The organism is Pseudomonas sp. B15(2017), from assembly GCF_002113215.1.
Taxonomy (GTDB): domain Bacteria; phylum Pseudomonadota; class Gammaproteobacteria; order Pseudomonadales; family Pseudomonadaceae; genus Aquipseudomonas.
On record NZ_NEJZ01000008.1, the window covers coordinates 1 to 19,628 of the forward strand.

At 53.2% G+C, this 19,628-nt stretch carries 12 protein-coding genes and 1 pseudogene; 8 read left to right on the forward strand and 5 right to left on the reverse strand.

Going from position 1 to position 19,628, the window contains the following annotated elements; genetic code table 11:
• Window positions 1-160 precede the first annotated feature (160 nt).
• The 4 genes from CAF73_RS13520 (at window position 161) to umuC (ending at window position 7,571) form a co-directional block, all read left to right on the forward strand.
• Window positions 161-5,032, forward strand: coding sequence for an RHS repeat-associated core domain-containing protein (locus CAF73_RS13520; RefSeq protein ID WP_085702937.1), 4,872 nt, complete (start codon window positions 161-163; stop codon window positions 5,030-5,032).
• Window positions 5,033-5,035: 3 nt separating this feature from the next.
• The gene (locus CAF73_RS13525) at window positions 5,036-5,386 is read left to right on the forward strand and encodes a hypothetical protein (RefSeq protein WP_085702938.1); all 351 of its coding nucleotides are present in this window, start codon (window positions 5,036-5,038) and stop codon (window positions 5,384-5,386) included.
• A gap of 489 nt (window positions 5,387-5,875) precedes the next feature.
• Window positions 5,876-6,301 (forward strand): LexA family transcriptional regulator, encoded by a 426-nt coding sequence (locus CAF73_RS13535; RefSeq protein ID WP_085702940.1) that lies wholly within the window; start codon window positions 5,876-5,878, stop codon window positions 6,299-6,301.
• The gene (gene umuC / locus CAF73_RS13540; RefSeq protein WP_085702941.1) at window positions 6,294-7,571 is read left to right on the forward strand and encodes a translesion error-prone DNA polymerase V subunit UmuC; all 1,278 of its coding nucleotides are present in this window, start codon (window positions 6,294-6,296) and stop codon (window positions 7,569-7,571) included. Before CAF73_RS13535 ends, umuC begins: the two co-directional genes overlap by 8 nt.
• A 388-nt stretch (window positions 7,572-7,959) precedes the next feature.
• Here the strand turns inward: umuC and CAF73_RS13545 are convergent, their stop codons facing one another.
• The gene (locus tag CAF73_RS13545) at window positions 7,960-8,286 is read right to left on the reverse strand and encodes a hypothetical protein (RefSeq protein ID WP_139834833.1); all 327 of its coding nucleotides are present in this window, start codon (window positions 8,284-8,286) and stop codon (window positions 7,960-7,962) included.
• A 170-nt stretch (window positions 8,287-8,456) separates the two neighbouring features.
• A pseudogene (locus CAF73_RS29805) lies at window positions 8,457-8,594 on the reverse strand (efflux transporter periplasmic adaptor subunit); the annotation flags it as partial.
• A gap of 496 nt (window positions 8,595-9,090) precedes the next feature.
• On the opposite strand from CAF73_RS29805, the gene CAF73_RS13550 reads away from it, so the two are divergent.
• Window positions 9,091-10,065 carry a fimbrial protein gene (locus CAF73_RS13550; protein WP_085702943.1) on the forward strand — a complete coding sequence of 325 codons (975 nt, stop codon included), beginning with the start codon at window positions 9,091-9,093 and terminating at the stop codon, window positions 10,063-10,065.
• Between the two features lie 430 nt (window positions 10,066-10,495).
• Here CAF73_RS13550 and CAF73_RS13555 read toward each other — a convergent pair whose 3' ends face one another.
• Window positions 10,496-10,684 carry a DUF4223 family protein gene (locus tag CAF73_RS13555; protein WP_085702944.1) on the reverse strand — a complete coding sequence of 63 codons (189 nt, stop codon included), beginning with the start codon at window positions 10,682-10,684 and terminating at the stop codon, window positions 10,496-10,498.
• 613 nt (window positions 10,685-11,297) lie between these two features.
• Between CAF73_RS13555 and CAF73_RS13560 the strand changes: the two genes are divergently transcribed.
• From CAF73_RS13560 to CAF73_RS13570, 3 genes are all read left to right on the forward strand, one after another.
• Window positions 11,298-11,888 carry a fimbrial protein gene (locus CAF73_RS13560; RefSeq protein WP_176247729.1) on the forward strand — a complete coding sequence of 197 codons (591 nt, stop codon included), beginning with the start codon at window positions 11,298-11,300 and terminating at the stop codon, window positions 11,886-11,888.
• A 51-nt stretch (window positions 11,889-11,939) separates the two neighbouring features.
• Window positions 11,940-12,659, forward strand: a complete 720-nt coding sequence (locus CAF73_RS13565; RefSeq protein WP_085702945.1) for a molecular chaperone — start codon at window positions 11,940-11,942, stop codon at window positions 12,657-12,659.
• 207 nt (window positions 12,660-12,866) lie between these two features.
• A complete protein-coding gene (locus CAF73_RS13570; RefSeq protein ID WP_085702946.1) occupies window positions 12,867-15,311 on the forward strand; it encodes a fimbria/pilus outer membrane usher protein in 2,445 nt (814 codons plus the stop codon).
• 171 nt (window positions 15,312-15,482) lie between these two features.
• Here the strand turns inward: CAF73_RS13570 and CAF73_RS13575 are convergent, their stop codons facing one another.
• Window positions 15,483-16,316, reverse strand: coding sequence for an EAL domain-containing protein (locus tag CAF73_RS13575; RefSeq protein ID WP_176247730.1), 834 nt, complete (start codon window positions 16,314-16,316; stop codon window positions 15,483-15,485).
• 110 nt (window positions 16,317-16,426) lie between these two features.
• Entirely contained in the window at window positions 16,427-19,621 is a 3,195-nt protein-coding gene (locus CAF73_RS13580) for an ATP-binding protein (protein ID WP_085702948.1), read from the reverse strand.
• Window positions 19,622-19,628 lie beyond the last annotated feature (7 nt).

Here is a 19,628-nt window from a genome sequence, read left to right on the forward strand (position 1 = left end):
ACATGATGCAGTGGTTGCAGGAAGAGCATGCAGACCTGTACTTCTCGTTCCCGGAATCAAACCTGCAAAAGAAAGTGGCGCGCTTCGTAAAACGCACGCCACTCACGGAAGAAAATTTTACCGGCCTGCTGAAGGCCCATCTGGAAAGTGAGGTAGATGTATGAGCCTGGGCGAAACTTTTATTTATCTCACCGAGAAACAGCCAGACCCGAAAAAGATAATTGCCGAGTTCAAAAATTGCCTCTCAGGTTATCGTTCCAAGGCCAGATACTTACCTGGCCTTGACGTGGAGCAACAGTTTCAGGTCGGTGACGAAGTATTAAAACCTGCGCCCAAGGACAGTAAAGAAAGGGCCGTAAACTATGCAACTTGTCCTGAAAATGGAAAGCTAACACTCATTCATAGCTTCGAGTCCGCAAGGTTCGTTCCTATTGGAAACACTCCAATCGAGCTAATACCCGTCGATAAAGAAAACAAACCGATGGGGCCCGCCCTAACGAAGAAAATCGGCCCTAGCGGTATTGAGGTTATTTCCGACCTCAAGCCGCACCAACGGTATCGGGTCTCCTTCTTTCCGAATCCGACACCTGCAGACCTTGAACGCCTGTTCAAATCCTATGATGACGTCATGGGTGACTTGACAAAATGGCTTGAAAATGAATGGAGCACAACATGCCTGCCACTCTGGAAGGAGCACAGCAACGCATCCTTGTCAGAAAAGCTCTGGCAGAAAATGCAGGCAGACTGGGATGGTTTCTGGAGTTTCATAATGAGCATTTGGAGCGACATCACGTCGCTCTACGACTTGGTTACTAACCCTCGAAAAAATTATGAAAAGCTCAAAAAGTACTTCACCGAAGAAGCCATCAAAAAGATATATAACTCATCGAAGGAGTCTCTCAGAACCGCATTCTTGATTGCATGTGATGAGCCACTTCTATGGGTTTATATCTCTGCGGTATGGGCTTGGGTCACTATGCTGCCACCGCAAACGCGCGCGCAAGTTGTCGCACGACTCAAGACTGAAATTGTTTACATTATTCTCGGGATTATCTTCACTGCCGGCCTTGGTGTTGCATTACGTGCTGGCGCCAAAACTGTCACATCAACGTTGCAGGCTGAAAAAGCTCTCAAACTGGTAGAGAAGCTCACCGCCAAGCTGATCGAAATCAGCCGCATTCGCTCAAAAGTACACGCGGAGGCAGCCGCCCCGTTGAGGCTTTCCGGCGTTGGAGTGACCAACTCAAGCAAAAAAGTCGCGGCAGAGATCTCACCTCACACGCCAGCCCAATCGGCCGTTCAGCCCAAACATCCCACACCGGCTGCGGGTGCCAAGGTTGAACCGGACTCTCAGATCCACACGCGACGCAAGACTCAGAACGAAACGCGCCTGGAACAAAAAGAGTCGGTTCAAAACGCTCCGGAACAATCAAAGAACCCGGCGGATCAACCTGCACAGTGCTCTGGAAAAACCTGCAGCAATGGTGAGCCTGTTTCCATGGTTACTGGTGAGGAGCTCCTCACCCTCACTGACGGTGAACTATGCGGCTTATTACGTCTGGAGTGGACACGCCTTTACCGAAGCAGTGCAGTCGAAATAGACAACCGTTTGGGGCATGGCTGGAGTCATTCGCTATCCCACAGTTTGCAATTTGACGACGGAGGCGTGCTTTGGACGGATAACGAGAACCGTCGGACCCGATTCCCGATGCCTACCCAACAGCGCCCAACCATCATCAATAGCCTCGCAGAATCTGTGATTTATCTGGGCGATGCTCCCGATGAGTTGATCCTCAACCAATCTATAGAAGCCGACCGTTTTTATCACTTTCGGGCTGACCGCCTGACAAAGATTAGCGACTCGTACGGAAATCAAGTACACATTAGTTATGACCTGGTTGGGCGTATCCAGCGAATTGACAATGGCGCTGGAAGGTCATTGTTCTTTCGTTACGACGATCGTCACATCATCTCGGTGGATCATCAGCAGCAACGCGCCGAGTATAACGAACGTGGTGAACGCCAGGATCCATGGCTGACTATTCAAAACCTTGTCACCTATCGCTACAACGCTCGCAACCAATTGGTCTCGGCATCCAATGCCGCAGGTGAAACCGAGCATTACCGCTACAACGATCAGCACGTCATCCTTGAGCGGCAACTGGCCGGTGGCGCCAGTTTCTTTTGGGAATGGGAACGTGAAGGCAAACTCTCCCGTTGCGTACGTCATTGGGCCAACTATTCGCAACTTGAGGCTCGCTACGAGTGGGATGACAAAGGCACGGTAACGGTTCATAACGCAGATGGAAGCGAACTCGTCTATGTTCACGATGAGAATGCACGTCTAGTGAGCCAAACCACTGCCGATGGTGCAGAAACGCAGAATGCCTATGACGATCAGGGACGTCTGGTTGCTGTAAAAGATCCAATGGGAGCCATCACCGAGTATCAATACAGCGACGCTGGTCGGTTAATAGCCGTATTTCCACCTGAGGATGAGCCGACTCACTACAACTACTTCAACGGCCAGCTCGTCGAAGTCAAACGTGGCAAGGCCCGTTGGCAATATTCTCGCAATCCACAGGGAGATATCACCCAACAAATCGATCCTAATGGGAACGAGACTAATTTCACCTACGACCAAAAAGGTCGTCTGCTTGAGGTTCAGCATCAAGACGGCAGCCGCCATCAGTTGGGCTGGAATAATCTCGGTCAATTGCTTGAAGAACGCCTTCCGGATGGTGGTCAACGCAAGTACCGCTACGACGCACTTGGACGCCAGATCACGCGTCAGGACGAATTCGGAGCCATCACCCATTATCAATGGGACGCCGTCGATCGCCTTACCCAGATCACCCTCCCCGGCGGCGCCACCCGGGCCTTCACCTACAACCCGTACGGACGCGTCACCGCCGAACGCGACGAGCTCGGCCGCATTACCCGCTACGAATACGCCGACAACCTGCATCTGGTCAGCCGCCGCATCAACCCGGACGGCAGCCAGTTACGCTATCGCTACGACAACGCGGGTCTGCTGCTCACTGAAATCGAAAACGAACGTGGCGAGCATTACAAACTCGACTACTACTCAAACGGACTGATCCAGCAGGAAACCGGCTTCGATGGCCGCCGCACCGCGTACGAATACGACCTCAACGGCCAACTGCTGAAGAAAACCGAATTCGGCGATGACGGCAGCGAACTGGTTACCGAGTATCAGCGCGATGCTGCCGGTCGACTGCTGGTGAAAACCCTCGCCGATGGCGAAGAAATACACTACAGCTACGATGCCCTGGGCCGTTTGGTGAATGTCGACGACGGACACTGGCCGCTTGCCTACGAATACGACGTGCAGGATCGCCTGATCACCGAGCATCAGGGATGGGGCACCACGCGCTACGAATATGACAGCGTCGGACAACTGAGTCACTGCCGCCTCCCCGACGGCAGCACACTCGACTACCGCCACTTGTCCGGCGGACGTCTGAGCAGCATCGACCTCAACGGCTCACGCCTGACCAGCCACCAGTTCAACGCCGGTCGCGAACAGCAGCGCCAGCAAGGCCTGTTGCTCAGCCAATACCAGTACGACGAACAAGGTCGCCTGCAAGCGCACAGTGTCAGCCAGCGTGAAAAAAACCTGTTCCTGCGCCGCTATAACTACGACGCCAACGGCAACCTCGCCGGCATCGACGACAGCCGCAAAGGCAGCCGCAGCTACCACTACGACCCGCTCGATCGCTTGATCAGCGTTCGTGGCGCTACGCCAGAGAGCTTCGCCCACGATCCAGCGGGTAACCTGCTCGGCCAGAACAACGAAGGCACCGCCAACCTCGCCAATGTCAAAGGCAATCGCCTGATGATGCAGGGTGACCGCCACTACGACTACGACGCCTATGGCAACCTGATCCGCGAACGCCGTGGCACCGGACAGAAACTCGTCACCGAATATCGCTACGACTGCCAGCATCGCTTGATTGGCGCCAGCCTACCGGGCGGCAGCACTGCATCCTACAAATACGACGCCTTTGGTCGCCGCATCGAAAAAACCGTCGACGGCCACACCACTGAGTTCCTGTGGCAAGGCGAACGCCTGATCGCCGAAAGCGGTGAAAACCGTTATCGCACCTATATCTACGAACCGGGCAGCTTCCGCCCGCTGGCGATGCTCGACGGCGAAGGCCCGCGCAAGGCAACGCCGTTCTACTACCAGCTCGATCATCTAGGCACACCACAGGAACTCACTGATTACAGTGGCGAGATCATGTGGTCCGCGAAGTACCGTGCGTACGGCAACCTAGTTGCGCTGGATGTCAGCGAAATCGACAACCCTTTGCGGTTCCAAGGTCAATATTTCGATGCGGAGACAGGTTTACATTACAACCGGCACCGCTACTACAATCCGGGGACTGGGCGTTTTCTGACTCCGGATCCGATCAAGCTTGCGGGTGGACTGAATAACTACCAGTACGTGCCTAACCCTACGGGGTGGGTTGACCCTCTAGGTTTAGAAGGTTGCCCTCAACCCGGAGAAAGTAAGCCTGAAACGACCGAAAAAAAACCGGTTGTGGATGAGGGTACCCCGGAAGTCCCCCGCTATGAGACGCCGTACAAACCTCTCGGAGACCCTCAGAAGAAGGTATTGCAAGGCAAAGTCGCCAACAGAACGGCAACAAAAGATGAAGTTGCACACTTGGACTGGGATAGACGTTTCTCAAATCGGCGCCAACGTGGTGTAGATCGTTTTTGGTCAGAAGAGCGCAAACGACTTCGTGCGGGTGAAGCGGGGACACGGAATTGGGATGAAACCCAGGCCGACGCTATCAAAAGCGGTAAGAGGCCGAAATTTGATGGCAAAACCATCGAAGGTCATCACCTGTACAATGCGTTGGACTATCCGCACTTGGCTGACAAACCATTTAACATTTATCCTGCTACACGAGATGAGCATTTCTTCAGGTGGCATGGTGGTAACTTCCAAAATGACACAATGGGGAAACCGCTGAACCCTCTTGTTCCCGAGGACTTTTGAACGATGACTAAAATAAGCATTGCTGCTGCCACACCGACAAACGATATTGAAGCTGCAAAATTTCTACATCAGCGCTTCAAAATGTCGCTGATTGGCTCGCAGAAAAAATTAGCCATGGGAGAGAAAGGATTCTTCTACACCTGCGAGCTATACGGGAATGATCACGTTCAGCGCGAAAAGGAAGTTCGTGACATCATCAGTTTTTTTAAGCAGAAGAATATCGGGTTGTTAGTATTGGAAATTGATGACAATCGAAGCTGGGGAGACTTGGATATGACCGATCTGAATCAGTACTCCATATCTTCTGAAGAGTTGCTGAACGTTCTAGATTCCTCGTCAGGGCTTTACCAGTAACAAATTTTCCCGTCGTCTCTTTGGTGAGACGACGGGAGTTCTCTCCTACTAATCTTTTTTGAATAATTTGCTCATCGACCATAAATATCGTTTAGCTCTACAAGAGCTGATCGAAAAGTACCTCAAGGGAAGGGATCCCCACTATGATCATCTGATCAAGATCATTCAGGACTCTTCACGACAAGTTCCAATCAGAGGGGTGCTCGAGGACATTCGACAATTTAATAGAGTCCAGTTTACGCAGCAAGAACTTAAGCTCATTGACGACCTTTTATTCATGTATGGTTAACTGGCCTTTGAAGCTCCCTTCATAGCGCGCTCTGACGTGAGAATGCCATAGCACCAGAGCCCGGGGCTGAACCGCCGCTTCAAACCGTAGCGAAAACGGTCACATCTACACCCGACTGTCAGATTTTCCTTCAACCAAATTGACGTCGACCATTCTGCATCGTTAACTGTACATTCGTACAGTACCGGAAGTCGTGCGTCATGAGCTTTTCAATCCTAGGCCCAATCGCCGTGGGCGGCCGAAAATTGCCCCTTTGCCTCGCCAGCGTACCGGCTGGTTTCCCCTCACCCGCAGCGGATCACATTGAGGCCCACATATCGCTGGATGAGGTTATGAACATCCGGGCCCCTCACGTTTACCTTGTCTCGATCACAGGCGAGAGCATGCAGGGTGCAGGCATTTTTGATGGAGACCTTGCGGTAGTAGACCGTTCGATAGAGCCCGTTCACGGACACATCGTGGTCGCCCTGCTAAACAACGATCCCGTTTGCAAACGTCTTTGCCTTCGCGGCAAGGACGTCATCCTGCTCTCTGAGAACCCCAAATTCCCTCCCCGCTACGTGCTAGAGGGAGACGAGTTGGCAATTTGGGGAGTCATCACCGGTAGTGTACGCAGTCATGTCTAAATCCCTTCCCGTGTTCGCTCTTATCGACTGCAACAGCTTCTATGCCAGCTGCGAGCGAGTATTCCGTCCAGACTTGGCCAAGGTTCCGATCGTTGTGCTGTCTAACAACGATGGCTGTGTAATCGCTCGCTCAGCAGACGCTAAGCCGTTGATCAAAATGGGCGAGCCGTATTTCCAGATCAAGCACAAGCTCCGCCAACACGGCATTGTCCCCTTCTCATCTAACTACGCGCTCTACGGTGATATGAGTGAACGAGTGATGTCCGTCATTGAGTCTCTGGTGCCGGCAGTTGAGGTCTACAGCATTGATGAGGCATTTGCCGATCTCTCAGGTATCCGAGATCTCGACTCGCTCGGTCGCCAGATACGTAGCCAGGTACTGCGTTACACGGGTATTCCTGTCGGAGTGGGAATCGCCCACACCAAAACCTTGGCAAAACTGGCAAACCACACCGCCAAACGCTTGCAAGCTCAGACTGGTGGTGTCGTTAACATCTGCGACCCACACAAGCGTGACTGGGTATTGCGTAACACCGATGTTTCAGAGGTTTGGGGAGTCGGTCGGAGAATGAAATCGCATCTGGACGGCATGGGCATCAAAACAGCGATGGACCTCGCCAAAGCCGATGCATGGACGTTGCGTAAAAATTTCAGTGTGGTGATTGAGAAAACGGCTCGAGAACTGTCAGGTACTCCCTGCCTCGATCTGGATGAGCCCGACCAGCCCAAGCAGGAGATTTGCTGTAGTCGAATGTTCGGTGAACGGCTCACGGAACTGGCTCCCATCAGGGAAGCCGTGGCCACCTACATACACCGAGCCACGGAAAAGCTCAGAGCACAGAATTCACTGTGCAAGAAAATCAGGGTGAGCATTCGTACCGGCATGTTCAATCCAGAGGAGGCAAAATATGCTAACGGTCTGATTATCGATTTACCATATCCAACGGACGACGTCAGGTTGCTGACAAAGACTGCAGTTGAAGCGCTCGAACACCTGTTCAGGCCAGGCTTCAAGTACAGCAAGGCAGAGGTTCTGCTCATGAGCCTTTGTCAGCGCGGCGAGTACACCCAAGATTTATTTACGACTTCACAATCGTCTGAGGCCACGAGCGTCATGGCAGTGCTCGACCAGATCAATCAGCGGTGGGGCCAAGGTACACTGCGAGTTGCGAGTGTTCCGGCCAACCCGGCTTGGGCAATGCGCCGTGAAATGATGAGCCGAAGCTACACGACAAGACTTGATCACCTCTGGAAGGTTTCATGCTGCTAGCAACGGAGGAACTCATGACCGCCATGAACCACGCTATTCGCACTGGATTCGCTTAGTTAAACGAGGGACTTCCACCTTGTCTGGCTAAACAGACCGCAAACGCCGAGATTGTGTGACGTGACGGATTCCAGACTGTCAGACACCATGCTCGATGAAGTGCGTGATGGACGCAGAAAAAATCCGTCCATGCCGTGGCACCATTGCTATCGACATAAGACCCTGAAGTTTGTTTCGGGTTATCAACCCAACTCAACACCACGATATCACTCTGATTCATCAGACCAATCGTGTCGATCCATTCAGCAAAGAGAGCCACTCCCAGTTGAGCTCGATCGGCGAAGTTCTGGAAGCAAAGCGATCGGATAAAATCGCCACATAGTGTTGGGGATTAGATATCGTCAGTATCCGTGCGCAACAGATTGGCGATTTGAAGACGGCCCAGCACCACCCCTACCGCTTCATCAAGATTCCAGCGCATAGTCGGTTCAGGGTAGTTCGCAACAGGGAGTCTTCGGATAACCTCCTGATGCCACTCCCGTTGGCTCAACATGATTTGCTCATAGAGCGCAGCCAAAGCGCATCGATGCGTCCCCTCATCAGGCGAGGCGTCTCGATCAAGTGCGATTATCACAAATTCAATCACGTTGCCCAGATCGTCCAGGCGTTTGCGAAGAAGCTCGGTTTTACTCGACGCCATCCCCGTTAAAATTGACAAATGATCCCTCACTTTGAGCCTTCTTGTTCGTGTCGATTAGAGCTGCCAAGCTATCGGCACACTCTCAAATGTAAGGATGCACCGTATCAAAGGCACGACGGAAAAAAAGTAGGAGGATTCAGCGAGCGCGACAGGATTAGCAGAAAACTGAGAGTGCCTTGTTGCTTGTGATCAATCTGGTAAAGCAGTCGACCTTGCTTGACCTCGCTGCTTTCTATGAATGTGTGCTTCTGAACGAGGCCCGAGACCTACGGCCGCACCTCGGCTACACGATAAGCGGACGTGCGCCCCGGCAGATCCGCCGTCAATACAGTGTCGGGCCTCTACTTGATACACGCTTACCTGGTCAAAGCAATGGGATTAACCCTTCGAACACAAGCGGCTAGCAGCGTGGCGATGTACCTGGGGGGATGGTGCCGCAACGGCACGCGCGGAACGAGAGAGAGCCACCGTCAGGTTCTCCTTGGAAGGATGGGTAATTCGTTCGAGCGCGCGGAACGCGGCCTCGTCGGTTTGTGAGTCGCTCAATGCCTTGGCGGCGCGCAAAAAATATTGGGAGCTTTGCGCTTCCGGAAGAATTGATAGACGTAGGCTTCTAATACCCCTCCAATCCACGCTTCACAATATGACCTTTCAAAAAATCCGATTTGCACCCAACTCAAGACAAACCTCCCAGCCTTTCAAGACATTTCTTGTTCATCCTGCGCGTACCGCTTCCTAGAATTTCCCGCCCTGTAAAGACATTTGCCCGTAACACGGGCCATAACGCAGCAGTCACAGCCAAGCCAACAACGGAATCATGACGTGAAATTGACCTTTCTTAGCCTGGCGGCGGTTTCCGCTTTCTTGACTTCCACCTTGACGCACGCAGCCAACCCGGATATGTGTACTTGGTATGGCGATTCCAGCAACTCCGATAGAAAGTTCTTTTCGATGACTGCACCGAGCCAGTTAATGTTGAATCGTGTAGCGGTAGGCGAAGTCATGGCTGCAGGAGAAAGCGTACTCCTACACAACGAAATGTTTTTAGGTGGCAAATGCAAAAGTAAGCCTTACATAGGCAAGTATTACATTGCCAATCGTGAATTAGCGGATGGGTTCACTGATGTGTACAAAACCGATCTTACAGGGGTCGGAGTCCGTGTCAGAGCCCGAGTCGCTGGCCAATTTAATAACCTGCCGTTCGAAAAAAGCTTCACCGGTGCGTTCGCTTCCATGATCGCGCTCGTCAAACTTGAATTTGTTCGCACTGGTCGGTTCGTAGGCCAAGGCACCGCATCAATGAATTTCAGTATTCAGCAAGAGGTTAATGGCTGGAACGCGTCGCAAGTCGACATCAACGGGAGTACCACGCTGACAAACCGTAGCTATTTCTCAGGTTGCGCCGGCGTGGAGCAACTCAATATTCATCTAGGCAAAATTCCCTCTATCGATTTGGGCAAGCAGCAGACGCCGTTCAATCTCGAAGTGCTCTGCGAAGGCATGATGGCAGGTAGCCAAGTTCCGGTGCGAGTTTACTTTGAAGGGAGCTCCGATGGGCCAGGTCGCCTAAACCTGGATGCAGGAGGTGCCAAAGGCGTAGAGATAGTGCTGAAAAGCAGGGAAACTCCACTTCCCTTCTCCGCGAGCAAAGCTCTGTCTATGAGCTGGATTCGAACACAAGATAATCGCGAACTCTATAGTATCCCTTTGAGCGCCGGCTATGCACGTAAGGGAGCAGAAAGGTTCAACGCGGGCAAAGCGAATGCGTCACTCAATTACATCATTGAGTACGATTGATCTAGGGGCGTCCTTATTTGAATTGAACAGATGAAATCCGAAACCTACAGTCGATTTGGAGCGGCGGCTGATTAGCTATAGGCTTCTTCATGCTGAGCAATAGGAGAGAATCAAGAATCTGTTGCCCGGCAAGACCAATTTTGAACTTTCTTGGTGGGATCATTTCCCCTTAAAAAGATCTAAAAAAACCGAAAAATGGTCCGTACCGACGAGGTCGATTACATTGAAGTACTTTACAATCGAACGCGCCTTCACTTTCACTAGGGCGGCGTCAGACTAGGTGCCTTCGAGAGTTTCTTACTTTGAGGCTGAAAATATCTATAGCACCGGGAGATGTCTAGGTTGAAAGTGCTCTTTAAATTGCCTCCTCGCCATCAGCATGGCGAGGAGGCAATTTATATCCAGATTAAAATTTACTCCAAACGTAGAGTCATTCCTTAGTAAATTTCCCCACGGGACCACAACCTCCAATAATTTTAGATACAGAGATTGCTGGGTGGAGCAGGTATTCGTAAGAGCAGTTTTTTTCCTGATTAAACACTGTACCAGCGCACCCTGTGAGAAGTGCAGCACAGAAAACAAAGGTCATTATCAGCGGAGTTTTAAACGACTTTCTCATAAGTATCAGTTCTCTACACAATTAATTATCAATCGCAAATCAATTTTTTGAGCCCGCTGCCTAAATCGCACACATACAATTCTCTTCAGTCGGCGGCCCAAGCTTCTCTGCTAAACCTAGAAGGCATGCAAAGATTATCCGCGGCGGTTTCCGATCGCTGTAGGAAATTTCCGAAGCCAGTACCGGACTTTTTTAGAACCTCTGGTAGCGATCATCGAGCTCCACCCACATAAACGGCACTGATCGCAGAGATTGCTGCGGGACGAGCTTTTTGAAATCGTCTAAGCCATCTTATTTACTGGCAGAATTGACTGTAACTTCTTTCTACATCTGGCCAATTTGTTTGTCTTCTGATCTGTTCAATGGGTCCTCTGACTTGACGTGCCGCTAGAGTGGGCGGCAAGCGACTTGCGAAAAGTACCGCGGATAAACGGTGTATTCGTGGGTAGCCAAATCTAATGGTTAGGCTAATGCCTCAGCCACATCCGAGAATTACCTCGCTATGACTCAAGACTTTTCTTGTTCCTATCCCCTACCCGAATTTCTAGAATTTCCTCGCTATAAATCACGGCGCTATTTGCCTGATCTAACACTGCAAGGAAGTTTTATCTCCATGAAAGCAATTAAGTTTCTGATGTTGGCTTCGGCTACGTGCGCCATGACCGGCACGGCAATGGCGGCTGACGGCACCATCAATTTCACCGGCGAAATCGTCGCGGCGTCGTGCATAGCGTCTGCCGGTGCCGGTTCCACGGTGGGCGGTAGTGCTGGACAGCAGATCGTTGATGTGAATCTCGGCAAGGTCAGCATGGATACCATCAACAGTGCAGGCGAGGGCAAGCTTGCTGCCGGTACTGCCATCAATCTCAATCTTGACTGCGGCAATACCGCCGCCGGCTTGACCACCGTCAAGTTTGGCTTCGATCCGATGTCGGGCTCCGGGGTTGATCCGAAGAACAACAGCCTATTGAAAATCACTGGCAGTGCCGAGGGGGTGGGTATCGGCATGTTTGACGACAACAACCAACTGATCAACATGTCCGGCAACGAAAAATACTCAGCTCCACTGACGGTACAAGGCGAAGGAAAGGACGCCAAGTACTCGGCCGACTTGCGCATGCGGGCCTCTTATGTGGCCAACGGTGCCGAACTCAAGCCAGGTACTGCCAACGGCACTCTGCCTTTCACCCTGACGTACGAGTAAATAGTCCAATAAAGAGGGGCGTTCACGCCCCTCGTTTTCTACGAGTTTCTGATGAATACCGGTAATTTCGTTCGTATCTGTCTTTTACTGACACTCTCAATGCTGTCCGATACTTCTGACGCAGGCATTCAAGTGGGCGGCACTAGGGTCATCTTTCCGGCGTCCAGTCATGAAGCCTCGCTTCAGGTTCGAAATGAAGGCAACGATGACATCATGATCCAGTCCTGGATCGAGGCCGGTCCAGGTCAGGCCGATCGTGAGATTCCTTTTGCAATCACCCCGTCACTGGCACGCCTGGGTCACCGTAAGCAACAGACGTTGCGGATCTTTTACCAGGGCAAAGGACTGCCGGAGGACCGAGAATCGGTGGTCTGGGTAAGCGTGCAGGAAATCCCTCAAATCAGCAGTTCCGAGAACAGCCTGCAAGTGGCTTTTCGTCAGCGCCTGAAGCTGTTCTACCGCCCCAACGGGTTACCAGGGAACGCAGAAGAGGCCGCCGGAGCTTTGAAGTGGAACATTCTGAGAACCGCCGGCCAAGCCGTATTGCTGGCGACCAATGACTCAGCCTTTCATGTTTCTTTCGCGAAGATGAGCGTGACGATCGGCGAAAAAGAATACCCGCTGGAGCCCGCCATGATCGGCCCACGAGGTTCCCGGAAAATGGCCATCAAAGGATTACCTGCCTCATTGGGCGGCGATGCCCGGGTCGTTTGGGAATCGATCAATGACTACGGCGCACTGATCGAGCACACGGCTTCGATCAAGTTCTGACGCCGCCCCCCCCTCTCCCGCTTCACCCTCGTTTCATCCGCGCACGCCTTGGGATATGCATCCCAGGACTCCTCGTGCACAGGAAGTAGTGTTTTGACGGAAGTTTGGCCTTATTCCATGCGAATCAGAAAGTACAACAGGAAGTCTCGGAAGAAGCGCGCCCAAAAACGCTCAGGCAAGTATCTCTCCTGCCTGGCCGCCGCGAGCATGTTAAGTGCCTCGGCGGCATCCGCCACACAATTCAACCCGATGTTCCTCAAGGACAAGGGAGCCAAGGTCGACTTGCGGTTCTTCGAACAATCCAATGGTGTCGTACCGGGTGACTACAGTGTCGACGTATATCTGAACCAACGCCTGGAACGACGCCAGGATATTTCCTTTATTGTCGACGAAGACACGCCCAATGCTGATGCACGGCCGATCCTGAAATTCGGCATACTGCGCGAAATGGGCGTGGACGTTGAGCGGCTGCAGAAAGAAGGCATTGTTTCCGAGCACATTACGGACGACGAATCGGTCAATGTGCTGCGTATCGAGGGGGCGACGGTGGAGATGGATGTCTCCCAACTGGCTCTCTACATCAGCGTACCGCAGGCTTACATCAAGCGCCGCTCACGTGGCTACGTCGATCCGTCTCTGTGGGACGAGGGAATTACCGCCGCCTTCAGTAACTACCAACTGAACTTCAATCGCAACAATGGTGGCGGTTTCAAAAACGATTACGGCTACTTGGGTTTGCGCAACGGGTTCAACATCGGTCAATGGCGCCTGCGTAACGATTCGTCGTTCAGTCAGAGCACTGGAGCATCACGCACCTTTTCCAGCAACCGCACCTATCTGGAGCACGACGTTACCTCACTCAAGAGCCGCTTTGCAGTCGGACAGCTCTATACCAATGGCGACATCTTCGACAGCAGTCGTTTTCGTGGGATTCAACTCGGTTCGGACATCGGCATGCTGCCCGATGACGAATCGGGTTACGCGCCCGTTGTACGCGGCATTGCCGAGACGCATGCCACTGTTGAAGTACGCCAGAACGGCTACGTCATCTATTCCACGACGGTGTCACCTGGCGCCTTCGAGATTCACGACATCTATCCGGGTGGCTCCAACGGTGACCTTGAGGTGACGATCATCGAGTCCGATGGACGCGAGCGAAAGTATACGCAAGCCTATTCCTATCTGCCGGTCATGGTGAGGCGAGGTACGTTTCAGTACAGCCTGTCATTGGGCAAATACAACAACGAAGGAATGAAGTCGCCTCACTTGATGCAGGGCACGGCGGTCTATGGCGCCACCGACAACCTGACAACCTACGGAGGCTTGCTCGCCGCCGAGGATTACAACGCTTTCAACTTTGGTCTTGGCCTCAACACCGGCCTGGGCGGGATGTCCCTGGACATCACCAATAGTCAGTCGCAACCGGCTCACGGCGAGGCGAGTACCGGCCAGAGTGTACGTTTTCTCTATTCAAAGACACTTAACAGCACCAATACGACCTTCACCATGGTGGGCTACCGCTACTCCACTTCGGGTTATCGCACGCTTAGCGAGCATATCCAGGAGATGAGCGAAGTTGACCAGCAGAACTTCATCAGCAGTCGCCCCAAGAGTCGACTGGACCTGAACATCAATCAGAACATCGGAGGTCACGGTTCAGTGTTTGTCAGCGCGGGAGAGACCAGTTACTGGAATCGCGCCGGCAGCACACGACGCCTGCAATTGGGTTACAGCGGCAACGCCGGTGAAGTCACTTACAGCATCACCGCCTCGCACACGCAGGATGGGGGGCGTTCGCATGAATCAGACAATCAGCTCGCTCTGTCGGTGAGCTTTCCTTTTGGATCGCGCTCTCGGTCGCAGCGCGTGTACAGCAATTTCACCCGCTCGGGCAAAAGCGACGACAGCCTTCAGACCGGGGTTTCGGGGTATCTCGACGATAACGGTCGGCTCTCGTACTCCGCCCAGGCCGACGCCTACGGCGATCAACGTTCACGCAGTATCGGTATTGGGTGGGATGCGCCAATGGCCAAGGTTGCCGGCAACTACGGCATGTCCGGCTCTGCACGCCATATGGATCTGTCTGCATCGGGGTCGGTCGTTGCTCACAGCGGCGGCGTCACCTTTGGCCAGCCGGTGGGAGAAACCTTTGCGCTGGTGGAGGTGCCGGGAGTCAAGGGCGCCAGTATCAACGGTGCCGCGTCGCATACAGACAGTGCCGGATACGCCATCGAGAGTTACGTTCAGCCCTATCGCTACAACGATCTTGACCTGGACACCCAGACTCTGGGCACTGACGTTGAGGTCACCGAAACCTCAGCCCGCGTCGTGCCGCGCCGTGGGGCCGTGGTCAAGGCGCATTTTGATGCGTCGTCCGGCCGGCGCGTGCAGATCGACCTTGTCCTCCATGACGGGAAAAAACTGCCGTTTGGCGCCCAGGTAGAAGACGAAGGCGGCAAATTACTGGCCGTGGTCGACAACCAGTCCCGTGCGCTGGTCTTCGGCATCAAAAACGAAGGCTGGCTGAAAGTAAAGTGGGCTGACGGTATCTGTTCGGCCCCCTATCGACTCCCCCCCCAAAACATTGCGTTGACTTACGACCAGATGAATGTGACCTGCGGTCTGCAGGCTGGTCAAGGAGTGGGAAGTTGAAAGTTCATTAGGAGATGGCGGCGTTATACGTTCGAGTTCACTGCAATACATGCGTGAAGGGCAGCGCAAAGATGAAACACGGCAGAGCCAGTGCAGTTTTGAGTTACATCCTCGACTACACCTGACCGGGTGACGGCATCCAGATCGAGTACCGATCGCTCGACCGGTTGCTCAGGCCGCAAAGTCACGGCTCGATGACGAAAGCCAGCCGGACAGGCATTCAACCGGCATCGGACGGGCGCAAAGATGTCCCTGTCCGATCCTTACCCCCATCTGCGCAAGGCACAAACGCTGTTCTTGCGTTTCAATGCCTTCAACAACCAGCCGCATACCCAGCTCACGCGCCAACAGGACAGTGGCGCGGACGACGCTTTGATGCTGCGAGGAACGAAGAACTTCCCGCGTAAACTCGCCGGCCAGCTTGATTTCGTCGAACGGCAGTTGGCACAGACGATACAACGAGGAGTGCCCCGTACCGTAATCATCGAGTGACAACCGAACCCCGATCTGACGAAGGCGGAGGATGTTCTGCACGCAGCGTGCGCTCGCGATTGCCGGGCCGTCCTCCGTAATCTCGAAAGTCACTAGCGACAACGACACCGGATGTTGCTGCAAGCGTGCGATCAAAGCACTGACCCACGTTTCGTTCGCCAACTGATTAAGGCTGAGATTGAAAGCAAAACCCAATACCTGGCCCTGGTTACGCAACTCGACCTGAGCGGCCAGACCTTGATCCAGCAGCGCGAATAACAAGTCGTCGAGCAGGTCTTCGCGAGCCATCGTCGAGATGAACGCCGCGGGCGTCAGCATCCCGCATTCGGGATGCTGCCAGCGCGCAAGGACTTCCACTGAAAGAACGGCGTTGCTGACAATATCGAATTTCGGCTGTACAAACGCCCGGAATTCCCCTTTTAGCAATCCTCTGCGGATCTCGTCTGCATCGGGAGCAACCGTACGACGTGCTTCGTCATGGGTAGGTCTTGGAGGGGAGAATACTGTGAACATGTGCAAGAGAACCTGGCTCAAATCATTCGCAAAGGGTATGCGAGTCATCGCCCACGCCCTCTAAGACGCGTCTTGAATTCTACCAAGACAAATCTGTTCCTCAGCTCACCTCAATGGGGTTGTAGCGACAGACTGATGCTCTCGAGAGATTCGAGAAGCATCTGCCCTGCTTCGAGCAATTCCTGAGTGAGTGCTCCCGCCGAGAGTTCTTCCATCTCGACACAGCGCTCCAGAAGTACCTGATGATTGAGCAGATAAGCCGTACCTTTCAGCTTATGGGCGATGTTTTGAATCGCGAGTGTGTCTCCGCTATCCAGCGCCTCACGCAGCGCAATACTTTCCCTCTGATTGCTCCTGCAAACCTCCTCGGCCATCCTGGTACGAATATCCTGGGTCCAGGATGTCCCGTCCGGCACGGGTGATTGATCGTTTCCAAATTTGGGAATCATTTGGTTGAGTACTGCCAGGTTCGTCGGCTTGGCTAGCGTATGGTCCATTCCGGCGTCGGTGCAGGCCTGCTGCACTGACCGCTGCGCATCGGCGGTGAGACCGATGATCAGGCACGGTTTGATTCCTTTGCCCTGCTCCATCCGGCGTATGGCGCGGGCCATCTCGAGACCGTCCATTTCCGGCATGTTGCAGTCAGTAATCACGATGTCGACATCATGCTCGCTCCATACCGCAAGCCCTTCCAGGCCGTTGCTCGCGGTAAGCGGACGATGCCCCAAATAGCTTATCTGCTGGACGAGCAAATATTGACTCGGCAGGTGATCCTCGACGATCAGGACCGTAAACAACTCTTCAGTGTTCCGCGCAGCCCCCTTGCCCTCCTCGTGCATTGCTGCCGCATCAACCACCCTGTTCAGGTCGAGCGAAAAGCTCATGCGAGTACCCTTGCCCAGTTCGCTTTGCACTTGCAGAGTGCTCTGCATCAATTGGCAGAGCGCCTGACTGATTGCCAGCCCCAACCCAGCTCCGGAATTGGAATCGCTGGTCACACCATCGACCAGGTAGAACGGCTTTAAAACTTGATCCAGATGAGACGGTGGTATACCCGTCCCGGTGTCACTGACGGCGATCTGAAAACTCAAGATGGAGTCTCCAACCGCGTGCACCGAGCAAGAAAGATCGACATTTCCGCGTTCGGTAAACTTAATCGCGTTACTCAGCAGATTTGAAACGATCTGTTTGACCTTAACTGCATCCATCCACACTTGCTCTGCGGCAAGCGAGTCAAGGTTGAGTGTCAGGTTCAACCGCTTTTGCCTTGCAAGTCCGGAGAAAACATTGCCTACCGACTCCAGCACGTCTTTCATACGGGCCGGCTCGGGCGTCAGGGTGAGTTTGCCCGATTCGATCCGCGATATATCAAGAATGTCGCCGATCAGGGCAAGCAAACCGATTGCCGATTCATAGGCAATGTGCACTGACTGCTGATTTAGATCGATATTGCTCTTGCGTGTCAGTACCAGTTCCAGCATGCCGATGATGGCATTGAGCGGCGTACGGATTTCATGGCTCATGGTCGCAAGAAACACCGTTTTGGCTCGACTGGCCCGATCTGCAGACTCTTTGGCGATTTGCAATTCATCGAGCAGCAACTGACGCTGTTGCAGATCCTGCCGCTTGCGCAGAATGCGCCGACGCTGGGCAAAAATCAGCAGGCCAGCTACAAGCAGCAGCCCCGTCAGAACCTCGAGAGAGCGCCAGAAGCTCGACTTCAGCCCCTCCCAATATTGGTCATCTGTCGCAGAGTTGGCGCGCCATCGACCGATGATCTGCAGGTTCTTTCTAGGCGTGATATCCAGCATCGCCTTATTAAGAATAGAGATGAAAAGCGCTTGATCCCGAGGTGCCGCAAATACGATTCGTGCCCCGGATCCATTGACGACACCTCCAACCCTCAAGCTGTTTTCATATTTGTAGGAGAGGTAGTAACGCGCTACGTGCGCCGGAGCCAGAACTCTGTCGGCGTCACCGTCACGTACCAGTTTAAAGGCCTCACCTATGGTGTCAGTCTGTTTGAAAACCAGGTTCGGGTATTGGCTGCCGAGTATACTCAGGTCAGCATAGCCTTTGGCAACTGCAACGATAACCTGGCTTTGCGAGTCCAGGTTTGACGACGCATCCTCTTGCCTCTCTACGAATAGATAGGGTGCAAAAGTCAGCGGACGAGTATGAAGAAATCGGGACGAATCCACAGATGATTCGGGTAGAACACTTAGAATCGTAGCCCCATGTCCCAGTTGAGCCGCAGCCTCGCTGATCGAACTGACACGATGGATAGTGAAACGAATCCCGGCTTTGCGCCGGATAATGTCCAGCACGTCCGACGCGATACCATTGAAGCGCCCGCGGCTGTTGAAAAATGCGTAGGGGGCAAGATCCTCGCTGACAACCAGATGCACAGCTGAAGAGCGATCCAGCCATTCACGCTCAGCCATGGAGAGCTGATCGCGAAACTCGCTGAAGTTGCAATCGTCAGTATCTCCCCAGAGATGCTGGGCCTTGATGATCTCGCAGCGGGTAAGTCCGCCCAGTGCTCGATCAAGTATGCCTTGCAGCATATCGTTCCCCGGTTTTAGTCCGAAACCGACGTCCACTTCCGACAGCTTCGCGCTCTGGTTGACCACCAATTGGCTGCTGAATATTTGGCTTGAGAGGTAATGAGTGGACAGCGTATCCCCGAGAAAAACCTGGTTCTCCCCTGTTAGAACCGACGACATCGCCAACAATGCCGATGGGTAATGTTGAAACTGTCCGCGCCCCCCTACACTCTGGAACAGCTCCAGCATCTTGCCGTTGGCGACTGCAATCCGCGTCTGACCATCGTCAGCACTATATTCATGCAAATCCCCGGCCTCGGAAAATAGCGCCAGCTCTGTAACGACGTAAGGTGAGCTGAGACTCATGCCTTGATTCTTCGCCATCAACCGAGTGACGTTGCTGACCATGTCGATGGTGCCGTCAAGCAAGGCGCCATACATGGCAGCACGCGTTTCAAAAGAGCGCAGATGAACTGGCACACCCAGCTCTCCTTGCAGCGCCACCAAATAATCGGCCATCAGGCCTTCGAAATTCTGATCTTCTTCGAAGATGCGATAAGGCGGCAGCGGATCTTCAAAAACGCCGACCACCAATAGTCCTTTCTGCGCAAGCCACTGTCTTTCCTCCTGAGAAAGCTGGACTTTAAGATCCTCAAGAGGTTGTCGGGCGATTGGGTTCAGGTCTCGGGCGTACGACGGACTGCCGTAGCTGAATATCAAAAAAAGTACAAACGACAGGGTTTGCAGGATGATTTTCATCGCTGGG

What these genes read in the sequence shown, in the direction of transcription:
- CAF73_RS13570 (WP_085702946.1), top strand. Translation starts at nt 12,867, where the DNA reads ATGTTAAGTGCCTCGGCGGCATCCGCCACACAATTCAACCCGATGTTC.
- CAF73_RS13575 (WP_176247730.1), bottom strand. Translation starts at nt 16,316, where the DNA reads ATGTTCACAGTATTCTCCCCTCCAAGACCTACCCATGACGAAGCACGT.
- CAF73_RS13555 (WP_085702944.1), bottom strand. Translation starts at nt 10,684, where the DNA reads ATGAGAAAGTCGTTTAAAACTCCGCTGATAATGACCTTTGTTTTCTGT.
- CAF73_RS13560 (WP_176247729.1), top strand. Translation starts at nt 11,298, where the DNA reads ATGAAAGCAATTAAGTTTCTGATGTTGGCTTCGGCTACGTGCGCCATG.
- CAF73_RS13525 (WP_085702938.1), top strand. Translation starts at nt 5,036, where the DNA reads ATGACTAAAATAAGCATTGCTGCTGCCACACCGACAAACGATATTGAA.
- CAF73_RS13565 (WP_085702945.1), top strand. Translation starts at nt 11,940, where the DNA reads ATGAATACCGGTAATTTCGTTCGTATCTGTCTTTTACTGACACTCTCA.
- CAF73_RS13535 (WP_085702940.1), top strand. Translation starts at nt 5,876, where the DNA reads ATGAGCTTTTCAATCCTAGGCCCAATCGCCGTGGGCGGCCGAAAATTG.
- CAF73_RS13520 (WP_085702937.1), top strand. Translation starts at nt 161, where the DNA reads ATGAGCCTGGGCGAAACTTTTATTTATCTCACCGAGAAACAGCCAGAC.
- CAF73_RS13580 (WP_085702948.1), bottom strand. Translation starts at nt 19,621, where the DNA reads ATGAAAATCATCCTGCAAACCCTGTCGTTTGTACTTTTTTTGATATTC.
- umuC (WP_085702941.1), top strand. Translation starts at nt 6,294, where the DNA reads ATGTCTAAATCCCTTCCCGTGTTCGCTCTTATCGACTGCAACAGCTTC.